This is a genomic window from Microbacterium sp. A20, assembly GCF_004794515.1.
Taxonomy (GTDB): domain Bacteria; phylum Actinomycetota; class Actinomycetes; order Actinomycetales; family Microbacteriaceae; genus Microbacterium.
The window spans coordinates 94741-111897 of sequence record NZ_SSDF01000082.1; the positions used below are offsets into that span (position 1 = coordinate 94741).

At 68.2% G+C, this 17157-nt stretch carries 18 protein-coding genes; 5 read left to right on the forward strand and 13 right to left on the reverse strand.

Annotated features, from left to right (window positions below; genetic code table 11):
- Positions 1-30: 30 nt before the first annotated feature.
- The 10 genes from DW298_RS12265 to DW298_RS12305 form a co-directional block, all read right to left on the reverse strand.
- Positions 31-396, reverse strand: coding sequence for a type II toxin-antitoxin system VapC family toxin (locus DW298_RS12265; RefSeq protein WP_136042759.1), 366 nt, complete (start codon positions 394-396; stop codon positions 31-33).
- Positions 393-641, reverse strand: a complete 249-nt coding sequence (locus tag DW298_RS12270; RefSeq protein WP_136042760.1) for an AbrB/MazE/SpoVT family DNA-binding domain-containing protein — start codon at positions 639-641, stop codon at positions 393-395. Before DW298_RS12270 ends, DW298_RS12265 begins: the two co-directional genes overlap by 4 nt.
- Positions 642-678: 37 nt before the next feature.
- Complete coding sequence (locus DW298_RS12275; protein WP_136042761.1) at positions 679-2484, reverse strand: ATP-binding protein; 1806 nt, start codon at positions 2482-2484, stop codon at positions 679-681.
- On the reverse strand, positions 2481-2813 hold the full coding sequence (locus tag DW298_RS12280) for a response regulator (protein ID WP_240745118.1): 333 nt from the start codon (positions 2811-2813) through the stop codon (positions 2481-2483). Before DW298_RS12280 ends, DW298_RS12275 begins: the two co-directional genes overlap by 4 nt.
- 11 nt (positions 2814-2824) lie before the next feature.
- The gene (locus tag DW298_RS19360) at positions 2825-2968 is read right to left on the reverse strand and encodes a hypothetical protein (RefSeq protein WP_168429499.1); all 144 of its coding nucleotides are present in this window, start codon (positions 2966-2968) and stop codon (positions 2825-2827) included.
- Complete coding sequence (locus DW298_RS12285; protein ID WP_136042763.1) at positions 2965-4452, reverse strand: glycosyltransferase; 1488 nt, start codon at positions 4450-4452, stop codon at positions 2965-2967. The genes DW298_RS19360 and DW298_RS12285 overlap by 4 nt, the downstream gene beginning before the upstream one ends.
- Entirely contained in the window at positions 4452-5165 is a 714-nt protein-coding gene (locus DW298_RS12290) for a PHP domain-containing protein (RefSeq protein WP_136042764.1), read from the reverse strand. Before DW298_RS12290 ends, DW298_RS12285 begins: the two co-directional genes overlap by 1 nt.
- Positions 5162-6151, reverse strand: coding sequence for an ATP-grasp domain-containing protein (locus tag DW298_RS12295; RefSeq protein WP_136042765.1), 990 nt, complete (start codon positions 6149-6151; stop codon positions 5162-5164). The genes DW298_RS12290 and DW298_RS12295 overlap by 4 nt, the downstream gene beginning before the upstream one ends.
- On the reverse strand, positions 6151-7194 hold the full coding sequence (locus DW298_RS12300; protein WP_136042766.1) for a response regulator: 1044 nt from the start codon (positions 7192-7194) through the stop codon (positions 6151-6153). The genes DW298_RS12295 and DW298_RS12300 overlap by 1 nt, the downstream gene beginning before the upstream one ends.
- Positions 7195-7408: 214 nt before the next feature.
- A complete protein-coding gene (locus DW298_RS12305; protein ID WP_136042767.1) occupies positions 7409-7723 on the reverse strand; it encodes a DUF2277 domain-containing protein in 315 nt (104 codons plus the stop codon).
- A gap of 160 nt (positions 7724-7883) precedes the next feature.
- Between DW298_RS12305 and DW298_RS12310 the strand changes: the two genes are divergently transcribed.
- A complete protein-coding gene (locus DW298_RS12310; protein ID WP_136042768.1) occupies positions 7884-8438 on the forward strand; it encodes a DUF4190 domain-containing protein in 555 nt (184 codons plus the stop codon).
- A 70-nt stretch (positions 8439-8508) separates the two neighbouring features.
- On the opposite strand, the gene guaB is transcribed toward DW298_RS12310, so the two are convergent.
- A complete protein-coding gene (gene guaB, locus DW298_RS12315) occupies positions 8509-10011 on the reverse strand; it encodes an IMP dehydrogenase (RefSeq protein WP_136042769.1) in 1503 nt (500 codons plus the stop codon).
- A 317-nt stretch (positions 10012-10328) separates the two neighbouring features.
- Between guaB and DW298_RS12320 the strand changes: the two genes are divergently transcribed.
- The 4 genes from DW298_RS12320 to DW298_RS12335 all read left to right on the forward strand — a co-directional run bounded on the left by DW298_RS12320 (position 10329) and on the right by DW298_RS12335 (position 14381).
- Positions 10329-11615 carry a branched-chain amino acid ABC transporter permease gene (locus DW298_RS12320; protein WP_136042866.1) on the forward strand — a complete coding sequence of 429 codons (1287 nt, stop codon included), beginning with the start codon at positions 10329-10331 and terminating at the stop codon, positions 11613-11615.
- Positions 11616-11618: 3 nt separating this feature from the next.
- Positions 11619-12596 (forward strand): branched-chain amino acid ABC transporter permease, encoded by a 978-nt coding sequence (locus tag DW298_RS12325; protein WP_136042770.1) that lies wholly within the window; start codon positions 11619-11621, stop codon positions 12594-12596.
- Between the two features lie 100 nt (positions 12597-12696).
- Positions 12697-13593, forward strand: a complete 897-nt coding sequence (locus DW298_RS12330; RefSeq protein WP_240745125.1) for an ABC transporter ATP-binding protein — start codon at positions 12697-12699, stop codon at positions 13591-13593.
- Positions 13590-14381 carry an ABC transporter ATP-binding protein gene (locus DW298_RS12335; RefSeq protein WP_240745119.1) on the forward strand — a complete coding sequence of 264 codons (792 nt, stop codon included), beginning with the start codon at positions 13590-13592 and terminating at the stop codon, positions 14379-14381. Before DW298_RS12330 ends, DW298_RS12335 begins: the two co-directional genes overlap by 4 nt.
- A gap of 422 nt (positions 14382-14803) precedes the next feature.
- Here the strand turns inward: DW298_RS12335 and DW298_RS12340 are convergent, their stop codons facing one another.
- Positions 14804-16057 carry an ABC transporter substrate-binding protein gene (locus DW298_RS12340; RefSeq protein ID WP_136042772.1) on the reverse strand — a complete coding sequence of 418 codons (1254 nt, stop codon included), beginning with the start codon at positions 16055-16057 and terminating at the stop codon, positions 14804-14806.
- 144 nt (positions 16058-16201) lie between these two features.
- Positions 16202-17134 (reverse strand): EamA family transporter RarD, encoded by a 933-nt coding sequence (gene rarD / locus DW298_RS12345; RefSeq protein ID WP_136042773.1) that lies wholly within the window; start codon positions 17132-17134, stop codon positions 16202-16204.
- Positions 17135-17157: the final 23 nt, after the last annotated feature.

A 17157-nucleotide genomic window follows, 5' to 3' on the forward strand; every position in this document is an offset into this window, starting at 1 on the left:
AGGCTATCAGGCATGGCCGCCGCCGTCAGGTCAACGCCGAAGCTGCTCGACGCGTTCGGACTCCCCCCAGGCGCGATCCGCCGTGAGCGCGACCGCGTCGAGGCGGGCCGCCACCGCGAGGCACAGGCGATCGCCGAGCGAGAGTCCACTCCCGCGCTTCCACAGGCGGGCTGCCTCCTCGGCGTCACGGTGCGACACCGGCTCGACGCGCAGTCGATAGCTGAGCAGCAGTCCGGATGCCACGCCCCAGTCGGCACCGGAGGCCCGCACCTTCTGGGCGACCTCGGACCAGTTCGCCGCCCCGACCACCGCTTCGTCGAGAACCTCCTCGACGCGATCCGCTCCGGGTTCGCCCTGCAGGAATGCGAGGAGTGCGGACGCATCCAGAACGATCACGCAGCGGCGTCCTCGGAGTTCGCGGCCGCCCGGCGTTCGGCGAGGAGCGATTCCAGAGCGTCCTTGCCTTCGAGCTGCGACCTGACGAGCGCCTTCGCCTGCTCGCGCGTGACGAGGATGACCCCACCCGCCGTCTCGATCATCAGCAGCGGGACGCCCTGCTCCCAGTGCTGGCGGGTGCGGAGCTCCGCGGGGACGACCAGACGGCCGCGATCACCCATCGGTGCGACGAACGTGGTATCCATGCATCCACGGTACCACCCGCGAGTAGGCGGTGGGAGGTCAGTCGGCGCGGCTCAGACTCGTCAGCACCTCGGTGCGGGGTGCGGACGGCAGGATGAAGCGGAACTCGGTGCCCACGCCCTCCTGGCTGGCCACATCCATGCTCCCGCCGTGCGCCAGGACGATCGCCCGCGTGATCGTGAGACCGAGCCCGACACCCGGCACGGCGTTGCGCGTGGCTGTCGATGCACGGAAGAAGCGGGTGAACAGCATCCCCTGCTCGTCTTCCGGGATCCCGACACCCGTGTCCTGCACGGCGAGCTCCACTCCCCCGTCGACCACCCGGACGCGGGCACTGACGCGCCCGCCACGCGGGGTGAACTTGATGGCGTTGGAGAGCAGGTTGTCGAGCGCCTGACCGATCCGCCCGGAGTCGATCAGGAGGGGGATCGCGTCGGCCCCCACCTCGGCTTCGATCGAGATGCCCTCGCGCTGCGCGTGCGGTCCCGCGGAGACGACAGCCGATCGCACCAGTTCGACGACATCCGCCTCTTCGCGCTCGAGCGGGAACCGCCCGGATTCGACCTGCGCGGTGAACAGCAGGTCGCCGACCAGGTTGAGCAGACGCTTCGCATTGCGCTCGATGATGCCGACGAACTCCTGCTGGTCCTCGGTCAGCGGCTGTCCGGGGTCGTTCTGCAGCAGATCGAGGAACCCGATGATCGCGCTCAGCGGCGTGCGGAGCTCGTGGGAGATCATCCCGACGAACTCGTCCTTCATGCGCGCGACCTCGACGGCCCTGGTCTCGTCGGTGAGGACGAACAGATACCCCTGCTGCGCGCCCGCGCCGTCTTTGTGCGGGGTGACGGTGACCCGAGCGGGAACCGTCGTGCCGCCCGCCGTCGTCACCTCGATGTCTCCGTCGACCGAAAGGCCGGCGTCGGCCTGGGCGAACAGCGCCTGGATTCCGGGCGAGAGATCCGCATAGCCGGGCAGAAGCTCGTGGTCCGAGCCGGGGCGGTCCGCATTGTCGGCCGCCAGCATCGACAGGACCGCCGTGGAGAAGAAGCGGTCGATGCGCACGCCGTCGCGCGCTTCCTCCGCCGAGAGCCCCAGCAGGCGCTCGGCTCCGGGGTTCCACGCCGTGATCTTCCCGCTGCAGTCCGTCGCGATCACCGCCTGCGCCGTGATTGACGCCCACAGACTCTCGAAGGAGTCCAGCAGTTCCCGGTACTGACGCTCCTTGTCGCGCAACTGCACGATCATCGCCACGTTCTCCGACAGCGCCTTGGTGCGCTCGACGACGAGTTCCTCCGCCTGCTCCACGCGCATGCGCTGCTGGCGGGACAGCTCGTTGACGACCGCGGCGACCGCGGAGAACACCAGCGGCCCGACGACACCGCGCAACCACTCGACCGAGGTCGACGGCGGGTCGGCGAAGTACGGCATGAGCAGTGCGATGGAGGTGAGTCCGCCGACGACGAAGACCCAGCGGATGCCCGGGGCAGCCGCGATCCAGACCACGGGGAGGATGACCAGCGAGCCGAAGATCGACGAGGCGCCACCGGTACCGGCACGGAACAGCCCGAACCCGATGATGTCGACCATGGGGATGAGCAGCACGACCCAGCCGTCGTAGACATGGCGGGCGCTCAGCACCACGGCTTGCACGGTCGCTGCGAGGACCAGTCCGAGCCCCAGGAGGGCGACGCCGAGATGTGTGAACGGCAGGTCCGCGTTACCCCACGACAGGAGCGCCGCGATGACGATGGCGGCGGCGGACGGCAGCTGCTTGACCAGAGGGCTCGGGTTGTCGAACATCCGGTACCACCGGCTCTCGGCCCGGTCGATGGCCGTCGCCCTCACTTCTTCACCTGCTCCACGATCCGATGCAGATCCGCGCCCGTGATCGGCTTCGGCAGCGCGGCATCCGCCGGCGGGTAGTCGGCGGCATCGAGCACCGAGCTGATCACGAGGAAGCAGTCGGGGAACTGCTCCTGCACCAGGCGCGCGCACGCCTGCCCCGAGATCCCCGGAAGCAGCAGATCGAGTACGGCGACCGCGGGATCGATCTCCGGGAATGCCGCGATCGCCGACTCGGCGTCATGCGCGATGAAGACGTCGAAGCCCTCGCGCTCGAGATAGCGGCGCAGGAGCGCAGCCTGATCGGGGGCGTCCTCGACGACGAGAGCCAACGGCCTCCCGGTCATCGAAGGAACAGCTCTCGCACGACGACCACGACGATGACGACAGCGAGCGCGAGGGCCGCCTGCGGGATCAGTCGTCGCTCGCGTCGGGCATCCGCGACGATCTCCTCCCGCTCGGCTTCGGGTGACGGTGCAGCGGTCATGAGTCGACGCGTCCGATCTTCTCGGTCTTGATCCAGGAGGCGTCTGCGCGACGCCACTCTTTGATGTAGGAATCCACGGTGATGGCACACAGCAGGGAGCCGTAGCCGCAGACGTAGAGCAGAAGCCCTGCGAAGAACCGCCCGCCGGGGAGCGGCTCCACCGCGCGCGCCAGCCAGATCCCGAGCATCGAGATCGGACCCCACAGGTAGAACACCACGGCCCAGAAGATGCGGGACTGATCCGTGAGGCCCAGCCCCACAGCGGCGAGGAGGGACTCGAAAGCCCAGGGGAACAGGGCGATCGCCATCAGGATGAGCGCCCCCAGCCCCGGGAACATGATCGCCTCGCGCCAGGAGTGCCGGCCCGTCCGTGGATCGAGCTGCACCGAGTACAGCATCGAGAACAGGTAGATGCAGGCCGCCGAGATCCACATGAAGCGGAAGACGAACTCCGCGATGTCGCTGTGCAGGAAGAGCAGGGCGAGCATTCCCGCCGCCGCCAGGAGCATGAACGCGGGGAGCAGCAGGATGGTGAACCAGGCCAGCCCGAACGAGAAGCTGCCCAGGTTGTGCTCCCGGCTCGGTCGGAACCACAGCTTGCGGTAGATCGAGGTGAGCTGCACGTTGCCGCGGGCCCAGCGCAGTCTCTGCTTCCAGAGGCTGTCGATCGTCCGGGGCTCTTCGGCCAGCACGACGGCGTGCGGCTCGAAGACCATCCGACGACCCTTGAGCTGACCCTCGAACGTCGTCATCGTGTCTTCGGCGAGAGTCCCCGTCGGGATGCGCCCGCCGATCGCCTCCAGGTTCGCCCGCGAATGCAGCTGGGCGCCCCCGGCGAGACAGGCGATCGCGCCGCCCACGTTCTGCACACGGCGAGCGGACAGCTGGCCGATCACGTACTCGATCGCGATGAAGCGGGTGAGGTAGTTCCGGTCACGGCTGCCCTCCGCGATATAGGCGGTGACGGCCCCGACCTTCTCGTCGGCGAGATGCCGGCTGAGTTTGCGCAGGGAGTCGCGCGCGAAGATGACGTCGGCATCCATGATGAGCACGGCTTCGGTCCAGGCATCGGCGAGCACCACGCCCAGGCCGTGGTTGAGCGTGTGAGCCTTGCCCTCGCCGCCCTTCTCCCGACGCAGGTGCACGACCCGTCCGGGGTGGGCATCGGCCTTCGCCGCGACGATGGCGGGGGTGTCGTCGGTGGACGCGTCGTCGACGACGAACACGCGCAGGCGCTCGGCGGGGTACTCCAACTGGAGCAGCCGCTCGATCGCCGGGCCGATGACCGCCCCCTCGTTCCACGCCGGGATGATGACGGCGACGTTCGGATGGTACGGCGCCGCCTTGCCGTAGTGGTTGCGGAAGGCGTGCACCGGAAGCATGAGGAACTGCAGCCCGGTGTTGATCACCGGCAGCGTGCCGACCAGGACGCACAGCAGGAGGATGACCACGAAGACGGTCTGCAGCCAGGTCAGGTCGGCCATCAGGAGGCCTCCACCGCGTCGAGCAGGGGGATGACACGCGAGTATCGGCCGACCTCGGCGGCATCGTGGCTGTCGGTGGAGGCGACGATCGCTCCCCCGGCACGCAGAAGAGCCGACAGCGCGTCGGCGCCGGGGCACCCCCACTTCTCATTGACCTCGACCAGAGTGTCGGTCTCGGCCGCCGCGCGCGCCCACGCCTCCGTGCGCTCCCGCCCGAGATCGAGCTCGGACAGACCGATCTTGGGGAGGATCGAGAAGCAGTGCGCGAGCTGGTTGCCGGGATGCCGGCGCATCGTCGCGATGAGCGCGTCGACCAGCTCGTCCAGCACGTCGTCGGGGGCCCAGCCCGCGGCCATCCGTTCGCGCACGGCTGTGGGGCCGAGCGGGCCGTCGACGCCCGGGAACTGGTGATCGGCGATCAGGATCCGGTCGATGCCGTTCGGAAGAGCCGGGATGTCGAGCGACCCCGCGGCGTCGAGGATCTTGGCCTCCACGCCCGTGAGCACGGTCAGTCCCTCGGGCAGCCGCAGCCCGCGGACGGCAGCCACGTACTCCGGCACCCACGTGGTGCTCTGGCGCACATGATCGACGAGACGCAGTGTGGTCAGCCCGGCGGCCGCCGCCGCCTCGACGTTCTCGGCGAGGGTCGACACCGCATCGTCCGAGAAGGTCGAGTGCACGTGGAAGTCACCGCGCAGCACGGCGTGACTCACAGCTCCTCCTGATGGCCCGCGTGGGCGGAGACCAGCACGTCGTCGACCTCGACGATCACATCCTCCAGGAAGCGCACCGACGCGACCTCGCGGAACGGCACGCGCACCGGCAGCTCGCGTCCGAGGAACAGGTCGGCCACGAGTGACGGGATGTCGACACCGGCCGCGATCGTCAGCGGCAGTGCGCCGGGGAAGCGCGGGTTGACCTCGAGCAGCACGGCCCGGTCGGCGCGGTCCCGGCGCAGCTGCACGTTCGCGACTCCGACGAGTCCGATGGCGCGGGCGATCGCTGCCGCCGCGTCCTCGAGCTCCGGATTCTGCACGGTACGTCCGGCGATGGCGACCCCGGAATCGACCCGCGCGCGGGTGCGGGGCACCGCGGCGACCACGTGTCCCGCCGCATCCGCGATGACGTCGACCGAGTACTCCTCCCCCGGGAGGAAGTCCTGCACGATGAGACCCTCGTCCGTCGGGAGCGCCTCGAGTGCCGCCCGGTCGGGCACGAGGCGCACGCCGCGGCTGCCGGCGCCCTGACGCGGCTTGGCGAAGACCGGGAACTCCCAGTCGACCGCCTGAGCATCGGGGCCGGCGAGGACCGTGCGCGGAGTGAGCCCGGTCGGCGCGCACCGTTCGGCGAGCGCGAGCTTGTCGAGAGCGGTGTTGAGCGTGTCTGCCGACGGGGCCGCGAGCACGGCGGGCGCGAGTTCCTCCCGCCGCTCGGCCAGGGCGATGAGCTCGACATCGACCGTCGAGATCACGAGGTCGAGCTGATCGGCCTCGACCAGCCGCGCGATCGCCGGCACGAAGTCGTCATCCCTTCCCGGCGGGACCAGGCGACGCTGCTCCGCCGGCACCAGGTAGATACCACTCGCCCAGCCGTCCATGTCGGCGGCGAACACGGTCAGATCGGATCGGCGGAGGAGGGATCGGATCACGGCGACTCCGGCCGGTCCGCCTGCTCCGGTCACCAGCACACGCTTCGTCATCAGCTCTCCCGTCGGCTGAGTTCATGGGCGCCGATGAACTCGGCTGTCTCGCGCACCACTTCCAAGGGTTCGACGGCTGTTCCGCCCCCGAACCGCGACCAGTACCGCGCCGTCGCGGTGACGAACTCGGGCGCCAGATAGTCGCGGCTCGCCGTCTGCGAGCCGAAGCGCTCCAGCAGTCGGAGCTTGTCGTCGAGATACTGATCGATCCGCACGAACCGGGTCGGACGGAAGTCGATCGTCGACGACGGGCTCTGGTAGCAGGCGACCGTTCCCACTCGGCGGGTCGCCACGATGGTGGCCTCGCTCACTGCGCGGTGATCCTGGTGGCGGTCGTTGCTCGAGTGCGTGTAGACGATCGTCGGCTGGATCTCCTGCACGACCTCCTCGATGAGGCGCACCGTCGAGCCGCCGCCCGAGATCTCGGTGTCCACGAGATCCTTCAGGAACAGCCGGGCACCGAGCATCTCCGCCGCCGCCAGCGACTCGTCCTGCCGGCTTTCGGCATCGCCCCCGCGCGCTCCGCGGGAAAGGGTGAGGATCGTGATCTCGTCCTGCGCCCGGGAGTGCGCCGCGAGGAGTCCCCCGACCCCGATCTCGACGTCGTCGGGATGGGCGCCGATCGCGAGCACGCGCTCCTTCGGGCGTGCTTCCTCGCGGCGGCGGCGGCCTTCTTCGACCAGTCGCGTGACCGACTCGACGAGCTTGGCGTTGTCGAGAGGCTTGGTGAGGAACTCATCCGCCTGCGCGCGCAGCGCCGAGACCGCGTACTCCACCGACACATGGGCAGTCATCACCACGACGGGCACGGTGGGAACCGTGCGACGGAGCTCGGCGAGAAGCTCGAGCCCGTTGAGTCCGGGCATCTCGATATCGGTCACGACGACGTCGGGCCGCACCTGCGCCACGCGTTCGACAGCGGCCCTCCCGTCCTCGGCGACGTCGACGATGCAGCCGGCCCGCCTCTCGAGCACGGTCTTCACGAGCAGGGCGACGTCCGAGTCGTCGTCGACGACGAGTACGCGAGGAGCATCCTCTGGCATAGGTGCGGCTCTCCTTGGGGAGGTTCCCTGACCGATGGGGATCGGTCGTGCGACCTCGGCGCCTTCATCACCGGGGCCGCTGGGAAAGTCGAGCGGGGTATGTCGATTCTGGCATAGGCCCGCACGCACCGAGGGAGGCGCATCCGCATGCGTTCATGGACGAGATCGATCCTCGACGCACCCGCCGATCGTGCCCCTCCTGCGTGGCGCTGTCTCAGGATCCGGCCGCCGCAGCGCGCTTCTCCTGCTGGAAGACGCGGATGGCCTCGTAACGGTCGGCCGAGCGGGCGCGGCGCTTGGCCGCCTCCTCGTCGCGGTTCTTCGGCGGCGCGGTCGTGACGAGCTCGTCGAGGAGGACTCTCGTCGCCTGCGCGATCTCGGCGACCGCACGGTCGAACACGGCGCGATTGGCACGCGACGGCGCGTTCGCTCCGGAGATCTTCCGCACGAACTGGAGGGCCGCGTCGTGGCACTCGTCATCGGTCGCGGCAGGCTCGAGGTTGTTCAGCGGGACGATGTTTCGGCACATACCGGCACGCTACGCCGCGTCCCGGACAGACGGAAGAGGAGCAGGTCGCGGCACCGGTACCGCAGCAGGGAGGGGATGGTGCGACCGGTACCGCCCTCGCTACGCTCGGGGCAATCGGAACCGCAGCACGTTTCTCGTTCCCTCGTCGACAGGACAGAACATGACGAACCCTCCGTTCCCCGAACAGCCCAACCCCGATTCCTCGGTCCCCGAGACACCGCCGCCGCCACCAGCCGCGCCCGCGCCCGCGCCGACCGAACATGTTCCCTCGGCGCCCACGCCGGACTGGAACACCGCACCGGACGGAGTCCCGGGCGCCGGGGTCGGCTCCCCCGCAGACGACCACCCGGCCCCCGTAGGCGCGACGTACTCCGCTCCCCCTGCCGCCGACTATCCGGCGCCCGGCACCTCGGCCTACGCGCAACCCACCTCCGCGCCTCCGGGGCGGATCCTGTCGATCGTCGGGTTCGTGCTCGCGTTCGTGGTGGCACCGGTCGGACTGATCATCAGCATCGTCGCCGCCGTGAAGCTCGGCAAGACCGGTCAGCCGAAGGGCCTCGCCATCGCCGGCATCATCGTCGGCGCGCTCATCACGATCTTCTGGGTGATCCTCCTGATCGTGCTCTTCACCGCCTTCGCCGCGCTCATCGGCATGTGCGCGGACCTCGGGCCCGGAGTCTGGGAGGTCGACGGCATCACCTACCGATGCGGCTGACCTGCACCGACGACACACAGCGAGAGGGGCCGGATGCCCACAGCATCCGGCCCCTCTCGCTGTCTGACGACTACTTCTTGTAGTTCGGCGCCTCGACGACGATCTGCACGTCGTGCGGGTGCGACTCCTTGAGTCCCGCAGAGGTGATGCGCACGAACTTGCCGCGCGTCTTGAGCTCTTCGATCGTGCGGGCTCCGACGTAGAACATCGACTGACGGAGTCCGCCGACCAGCTGGTAGGCCACGGCGGCGAGCGGGCCGCGATAGGGGACCTGCCCCTCGATGCCCTCGGGGATCAGCTTGTCGTCGCTGGGGACGTCGGCCTGGAAGTAGCGGTCCTTGGAGTACGAGGTCTGCTTGCCACGCGTCTGCATCGCGCCCAGCGAGCCCATGCCGCGGTACTGCTTGAACTGCTTGCCGGACTGGAAGACGATCTCGCCCGGGGACTCGTCGGTTCCGGCCAGGAGCGATCCGAGCATGACCGCATCGGCACCGGCGACGAGCGCCTTGGCGATGTCGCCGGAGTACTGCAGCCCACCGTCGGCGATCACCGGCACGCCGGCCGGGCGAGCCGCCAGAGAGGCCTCGTAGACGGCGGTGACCTGCGGCACGCCCACACCCGCGACGACGCGCGTCGTGCAGATGGAGCCGGGACCCACGCCGACCTTGACGGCATCGACGCCCGCGTCGACCAGAGCCTGGGCACCCTCACGCGTGGCGACGTTGCCGCCGACGATGTCGATGTGCTCGAACGACGCGTCGGCCTTCAGGCGGCGGACGAGGTCGATGACACCCTGGGACTGCCCGTTGGCGGTGTCGACGACGAGCACGTCGACGCCGGCGTCGCGCAGAGCCTCGGCACGCTCCCACGCGTCTCCGAAGAAGCCGATCGCGGCACCGACGCGCAGACGACCCTGGTCGTCCTTGGTGGCGAGGGGGTACTTCTCGCTCTTGTCGAAGTCCTTGATGGTGATGAGGCCCGCGAGCTTGCCGTCTTCATCGATGAGCGGCAGCTTCTCGACGCGGTGCTTCGCGAAGAGCGCGATGACCTCCCCGGCGGCCACCCCGACGGGGGCGGTGACGAGGTTCTCGCTCGTCATGACGTCTTTCACGAAGGTGCTCTGACGCTCGAAGCCCGAGACGAAGCGCATGTCGCGGTTCGTGATGATGCCGACGAGCTTGCCGTCGTCGTCGACCACCGGCAGTCCCGAGATGCGGTACTTCGCGCACAGGTTGTCGACCTCTTCGACGGTCGCGTCCTGCGTCGTCGTGATCGGGTCGGTGATCATGCCGGACTCGCTGCGCTTGACGCGGTCGACGTGCGCGGCCTGGTCGGCGATGGAGAGGTTGCGGTGCAGGATGCCGATGCCGCCCTCGCGCGCCATCGCGATCGCCATGCGGGACTCGGTGACCGTGTCCATCGCGCTCGACAGCAGCGGGGTGGCGACCGAGATCCGGCGGGTGATCCGCGACGAGGTATCCGCCTCGCTGGGGATGACGTCGGTGTGCCCCGGCAGGAGCAGCACGTCGTCGTACGTCAGTCCGACGAAGCCGAAGGGATCGTGCTGTTCCATGGATTCTCCTTCTGCGCGAGTCGCGCATGTCCGAGTGCGAGGGGGGCGGTCGACGTCGGCCTTTGCGGGGCCGCGGCCCGTATGAAGATTCTAAGCGCGACGCGCCCGAGAACATTCCCGGAGCCGGCCGTTACCGGACCGTTGGACCCGACGGTAGGTGATTCGCAGATCGCACACTACGCTCAAATGCGTCGTCCATCCCTGCGGTTCATACCCGATGCCGCAGTGACAGCACTCACAGTGGAGGTTGCGTGGGACCCACAACAATCGCCGTGCAGCGAAGGCGCCCCTGGGCCGTCATCTGCCTCGGTATCCTCATGGCGCTCATGGCGTTCCTTTTCCTGCCCCCCTCATCGGCGTCGGCCGAGACGACGGACGACGGGCAGGAGGTCACGGACTTCTACTTCGCCGGTGTCGTCACCAACGCGGATGAACCGGTAGAAGGCGTCGTCATGTCCATCGAGGGCAACGGCTTCGAAGCCGAGACCGAGACCGACGCCGAAGGCAAATGGCGCCTCTATGTGCCGGAGATGGAGACGTACACCCTCACGGTGGACGAATCCACGCTGCCGAAGGGTGTCATCGTCGACGCGACCCAGCTCCCCGAGGGCATCCAGCCCGTATCGGGGACCACCGCGTCGTTCGAGCTCGAATTCGGCCTCACGGGCACCAAGATCGTCAACTTCTTCCTCGGAGCGGGCGAGCGGGTCACCGTGTCGTTCCTCGATCAGCTCCTGTCACGCATCGTCGGCGGCTTGAACTTCGGGCTCCTCCTCGGACTCGCGTCGATGGGTGCCGCGCTCATCTACGGCACCACTCGCCTCTCCAACTTCGCCCACGGCGAGATGGTCACGTGGGGTGCCGTGGTCGCGCTGCTGTGCACGACCTTCTGGAACCTCCCCCTCTGGCTCGGCATCATCGCCGCCGTCATCGGCGGAGCCGCGCTCGGGTGGGCGCTGGATGCCGGGATCTGGAAGCCCCTGCGTCGAAAAGGTCTCGGTGTGGTCCAGCTCATGATCGTGAGCATCGGCCTCTCCCTCGCCCTCCGATACGGCATGCAGTACTTCATCGGCGGCAACACCTATCAGCTGCCGGGCGCGAGCCCCGAGCCCATCCGCCTCGGACCCATCTCGCTGTCGTACATCGACATGATCGCGATGGCGACCAGCATCATCGTGATCCTCGGTGTCGCGTTCTTCCTCACCAGGACCCGCACCGGAAAGGCGACCCGAGCGATCTCGGACAACCCGCAACTGGCCGCGGCATCCGGCATCGACGTCGACAAGGTCATCCGCACGGTGTGGATCCTCGCGGGGGCGCTCGCCGCGATCTCCGGCATCCTGTGGGCGTACTTCCGCCCCGGCGTGAAGTGGGACATGGGCATGCAGATGCTGCTGCTGATGTTCTGCGCGATCACGCTCGGCGGCCTCGGATCGGCGATCGGCGCCCTGATCGGCTCGATCATCGTCGGGCTCGCCGTCGAGGTGTCGACCCTGCTGGGCGTGCCGTCGGATCTCAAGTACGCCACGGCACTCGTCGCCCTGATCATCATTCTGCTGGTGCGGCCGCAAGGCATCCTCGGACGCAAGGAAAGGTTGGGCTGACGCATGGACTTCGGAAGCATCTTCGGCAACACCGCCTCCTATCTCTTCAGCCCGACGACGATCGCCTACGCCCTGGCGGCCACCGGCCTCGCCGTGCACTTCGGCTACACCGGCCTGCTCAACTTCGGTATGGCCGCATTCATGGCCATCGGCGGCTACGGCTACGCGATCTCGATCCTGACCTTCGGGTTCCCGTGGTGGGCCGGCGTCCTCGTCGGCATGCTGGGCGGAGCGGCATTCGCGCTCATCCTCGGTATCCCGACCCTGCGCCTGCGCGCCGACTATCTCGCCATCGCGACGATCGCCGCCGCCGAGGTGGTGCGGCTCATGTTCGTGACCGAGCTCTTCAAGGACTGGACGAACTCCGCCGGTGGACTCTCCGGGTACCACCAGAGCTTCCGTGACTCGAACCCGTTCCCGCCGGGAACCTACGGCTTCGGCCCGTGGACGTACAACGCCACTGACCTGTGGGTGCGCGTGGTCGGACTGATCGCGCTCGTCATCGCCGTGCTCGTGGTGTGGGCGCTCATGCGCAGCCCGTGGGGCCGCGTGCTCAAGGGCATCCGCGAAGACGAGGATGCGGTGCGCTCGCTCGGCAAGAACGTCTTCGCGTACAAGATGCAGGCACTCGTGGTCGGTGGTGTGATCGGCGCCGTCGGCGGCATCGTCTTCATCCTGCCGTCGGCGGTGATCCCCGGCAGCTACTCCACGTCGCTGACGTTCTTCCTGTGGACGATCCTCCTGCTCGGCGGCGCGGCCACCGTGCTCGGACCGACGCTCGGCGCGGTGCTGTTCTGGGTGGTGTTCGCCTTCCTCGGCGCACTCCTCCCCGCGATGGCGAACGCCGGATACCTGCCGATGTCCGGCGCACAGGCCGACGTCGTGCGGTACATCGTGATCGGCATCGTGCTGATGCTGATCGTCATTTTCCGCCCGCAGGGCATCCTCGGAAACAAGAGGGAGATGACCTTTGTCAAGTAATGACGACGCGGCTGTCACATCCGCGAAGAGCACGCCCCGCGCGAAGACCCAGGGGCTCGCCGCTGGACCCGCAGCGCCGGGCGTCAAGAAGGTCGACCCGATCCTCGTCGTCGATGCCGTCGAGCGCCGCTTCGGCGGTCTCACCGCGGTCGACGTCGATCACCTGGAGATCCCGCGCGGCGCGATCACCGCGCTGATCGGCCCGAACGGCGCCGGCAAGACGACCCTGTTCAACCTGCTGTGCGGCTTCGACAAGCCGAACAGCGGCACCTGGTCGTTCGACGGCACCAACCTGTCGGGCATCCCCTCGTTCAAGGTCGCGCGGATGGGACAGGTCCGCACCTTCCAGCTGACCAAGTCCCTGTCGCTGCTCACCGTGCTCGAGAACATGAAGCTCGGTGCGAAGGATCAGCGCGGCGAGGGCTTCTGGGCGGGGCTGTTCCCCTTCCTCTGGCGCAAGCAGGATCAGGAGATCGAGGCGCGTGCGCACGAGCTGCTCACCCGCTTCAAACTCGACGCCAAGGAGCAGGACTTCGCCGCATCGCTCTCGGGCGGTCAGCGCAAGCTGCTCGAGATGGCCCGCGCCCTCATGAGCGACCCGACCCTGGTGATGCTCGACGAGCCCATGGCCGGCGTGAACCCCGCGCTCACGCAGTCGCTGCTGGAGCACATCCTCGACCTCAAGGACCTGGGGATGACGGTGCTGTTCGTCGAGCACGACATGCACATGGTCCGGCACATCGCCGACTGGGTGGTCGTGATGGCCGAGGGCCGCGTGGTGGCCGAGGGTCCGCCCGACCAGGTCATGGAGGATCCGGCCGTGGTCGACGCCTACCTGGGCGCGCACCAGGACGTCGATCTCGGGGCCGTCACCGGCCGCCTCCCCGTGATCTCGGAGGAGGACGCGATCCGCATCCGGGAGCAGATCGAGACCGAGGTCGAGGCTGAGGTCGAGGCTGAGGTCGAGGCCGAAGACGTCGAGGAGGAGAAGGCATGACCGACGCATCCGCGCCCACTCCGGCGCCCGCACCCGCCGAGCGCAATGAGATCAAGAACGACGACGTCATCGTCGAGCTGACCGATGTGCATGCCGGGTACCTGCCCGGGGTGAACATCCTCAACGGCGCCAACCTCGTGGCCCACAAGGGCGAGCTGATCGGCATCATCGGTCCGAACGGCGCCGGCAAGTCGACGCTGCTCAAGGCGATCTTCGGCATGGTCGAGATCCGCTCGGGCGACGTCACGGTGAAGGGCGAGAGCATCGTCGGGCTCAAGGCCGACAAGCTCGTGCGCCGTGGCGTGGCCTTCGTGCCGCAGACGAACAACGTGTTCCCGTCGCTCACGATCCAGGAGAACCTGGAGATGGGGCTGTACCAGAACCCCAAGATCTTCGCCGAGCGCCTGGAGTTCGTCAGCAGCATCTTCGGCGAGCTGGGCAAGCGCCTCAAGCAGCGCGCAGGTTCACTCTCGGGCGGCGAGCGGCAGATGGTCGCCATGTCGCGGGCGCTGATGATGGACCCATCTGTTCTACTGCTCGACGAGCCCTCCGCCGGCCTCTCCCCCGTGCGTCAGGATGATGCGTTCATCCGCGTCTCCGACATCAACAAGGCGGGCGTGACGACGATCATGGTCGAGCAGAACGCGCGGCGCTGCCTCCAGATCTGCGACCGCGGCTACGTGCTCGATCAGGGCAAGGACGCCTATGAGGGCTCGGGGCGTGAACTGCTGAACGACCCCAAGGTCATCGGTCTGTACCTCGGCACACTCGGCACCGACGCCGCCTGAGCGCGTCACACGGGGGGATGCCGCGCGGCATCCCCCCGTTCTGTGTGTGTCCCCCGATGCGTGAGCATCCGTCGGGCGCCCTCGCGTGAGCATCCGTCGGGCGCCCTCGCGCGCATCCGTCGGGAGTTCGCGCATCCGTCGGGTACTCGCCCGGCGTTTCTCCCGACATCCGTACAAACTCCCGACGGATGAACCGGGGACATGGACGGGGACGGGGAACCGGACGCGGGCGGGACGGAACGAGCCGAGGACGAGCCGGGGACGAGGAATCGGCCGGGGACCGGGACGGGACGAGCCGGGACGAGCCGGGGACGAGCCGGGACGAGCCGGGGACGAGCCGGGAACGAGCCGGGGACGAGCCGGGAACGAGCCGGGGACACGAAGGCCCCGGATGCCGAGCATCCGGGGCCTCGTCTACGCGCTTACTTGAGGCGCGTCGTGGTGTTGTCGGCGCCGAACTCGTAGACGCCGATGGCGGCGCCCTTCGGGTCGTTGTTCTCGTCGAACGTGATCTCACCGGAGAGGCCGTCGTAGTCCGCCGTGCCGCCGCCGTTGATGATGTCGGCGCACTCGGCGTACGTGGTGCACTTCTCGCCCTCGTCGCCGCCGCCGGACACGGTGGCCATCTGCTCGGCCATGTCAGCACCCTCGACGGAGCCGGCGGCCAGAGCCGACAGCGCCATGAGGATGACGGCGTCGTACGCCTCGGCCGAGTAGGTCACGGCGTCGATGGGGTCGTTGCCGTCGGCGGTCCAGACCTCGTTGAGCTGGTCGAGGAAGTCCTGCGGCAGCTCGGCGCCGGCGCGGGTACCCTTCGAGCCCTCGAGGTTGACCGAGACGTCAGTGCCCCAGTCCTTCAGGTTGCCGTCGACGAGGTACAGCGAGCCCGTGTCGACGCCCGCGTTGCCGAGCAGCGGCGCGATGGTCGCGAACTGGTCGTACGAGACGACGGCGACCGCGTCGGGCTTGGCAGCCGCGATCTCGGAGACCTGAGCGTTGAACTGGCCGTCGCCCTGGTTGAAGGATGCATCGGCGACGACCTCGCCACCGGTGCCCTCGAACGTCGACTTGATGGCTTCGAACAGGCCCGTGCCGTAGGGGTCGTTCTGGTAGATGATGCCGAGGGTCTTGTGACCGTCTTCGGCGATCTGGTTGCCGAGGACCTCACCCTGCAGGTTGTCGCTCGGTGCCGTGCGGAAGTACAGCGGGTTGATGCCCGAGAAGTCCGGCGAGGTGTTCGACGGCGAGACGGTGAGGATCCCCGCTCCGGCGTTGCCGTCGAGGATGAGCTTGGTGACGCTCGACGATGCGGCGCCGACCATCGCGGTGATGCCCTCGTTCTGGAGGTTGGTGATCGACGTCTCGTACGCCTTGTTGTCGAGGTCGCCCTCGTCGGCGGTGGTGAGGTCGATGGTCACACCGGCGTCGGCCTCGTTGATCTCGTTGACGGCCAGCTGGACGCCGGCCTCCATCGGTGCACCGAGGAACGCGAGCGAACCGGTCGCGGGAAGCAGCGAGCCGAGCTTGAGCGTCAGATCGACGGCCGGCTTCTCACCGCCTTCGCTCGGCTCGGCGTTCGGCGTGCTGCTGCAGCCGGCGATGACGATGGCGGATGCGCTGATCAAAGCGATCCCGGCGAAGACCTTCGCGGTGCGCGAACCCTTCAATGCGTTCATGATGCTCCCTTGCGTAACTGAACGTGGATTGTGACCACGGGCGGGTGCTCTAACACTAGGGCGTGGGGCCCGCGCACAGGGGGTGCAAGTATTTCGGTGCGTTAACGATCCGACACCGGGTTTCCGGGCCGGAGAACCGCGGGTTCACACCAGTTCGGGCTGCGCGATCCTGCGCCCTCGGCGGGCGGCGATCAGCAGGTCGACGACGAAGACGCCGATCGCGATCCAGACGATGATGAACCCGGCCCAGCGCTCGGGCGGCATGGGCTCGTGCAGGACCGCGACACCGATCACGAACTGCATCACCGGGGTGATGAACTGGATCATCCCGATCACCGTGAGGTTGATCCTCCGGGTGCCCGCCGCGAACAGCAGCAGAGGGACCGCCGTCGCGACGCCGGCGAATGCCAGCAGCACCGCGTGGGCCCATCCGTTCCCGCCCATCGTGAGGCCTGCGGGGGTCGAGGCGACCACGATGAGCTGCACGACGGCGATCGGGATCAGCCAGAACGACTCGAGGGTCAGACCGCTGACGGCGTCCACCGCCGGACCGATCTTCTTCTTGATGAGCCCATATACCCCGAACGACGCGGTCAGCGAGAGGGCGATCCACGGGAACGCGCGGTAGGCCACGATGATCACGACGACCGCGATCGCGGCGATGGCGATCGCGGCCCACTGCAGCTTCCGGATGCGTTCCTTCAACACGAAGACGCCCAGCAGCACCGTGGTGATCGGATTGATGAAGTAGCCCAGACTCGTCTCCACCACGTTGTCGCTGAGGGTTCCGATGAGGAACACCTGCCAGTTGACGTAGATCAGCAGACCGGCGAGCGCGGTCCACCCCAGCAGCTTCGGCTGCCGCAGGATCACACCGAACGGCGCCCAGCCGCGCGTGACCGTGAGCAGCAGGAGGCAGAAGACGAATGACAGCAGCACCCGCCACGCGACGACCTCCCACGGACCGGTCGGGACGAGGAGGAGGAAGTAGAGCGGGAGCACGCCCCAGAGGAGGTAGGCGGATCCGGCGTACGCGACTCCGGCGGTCTGAGTGGCGCGGGTCGTCTCGGGGGTCACCGCACAACCCTATTCCCGCGGTG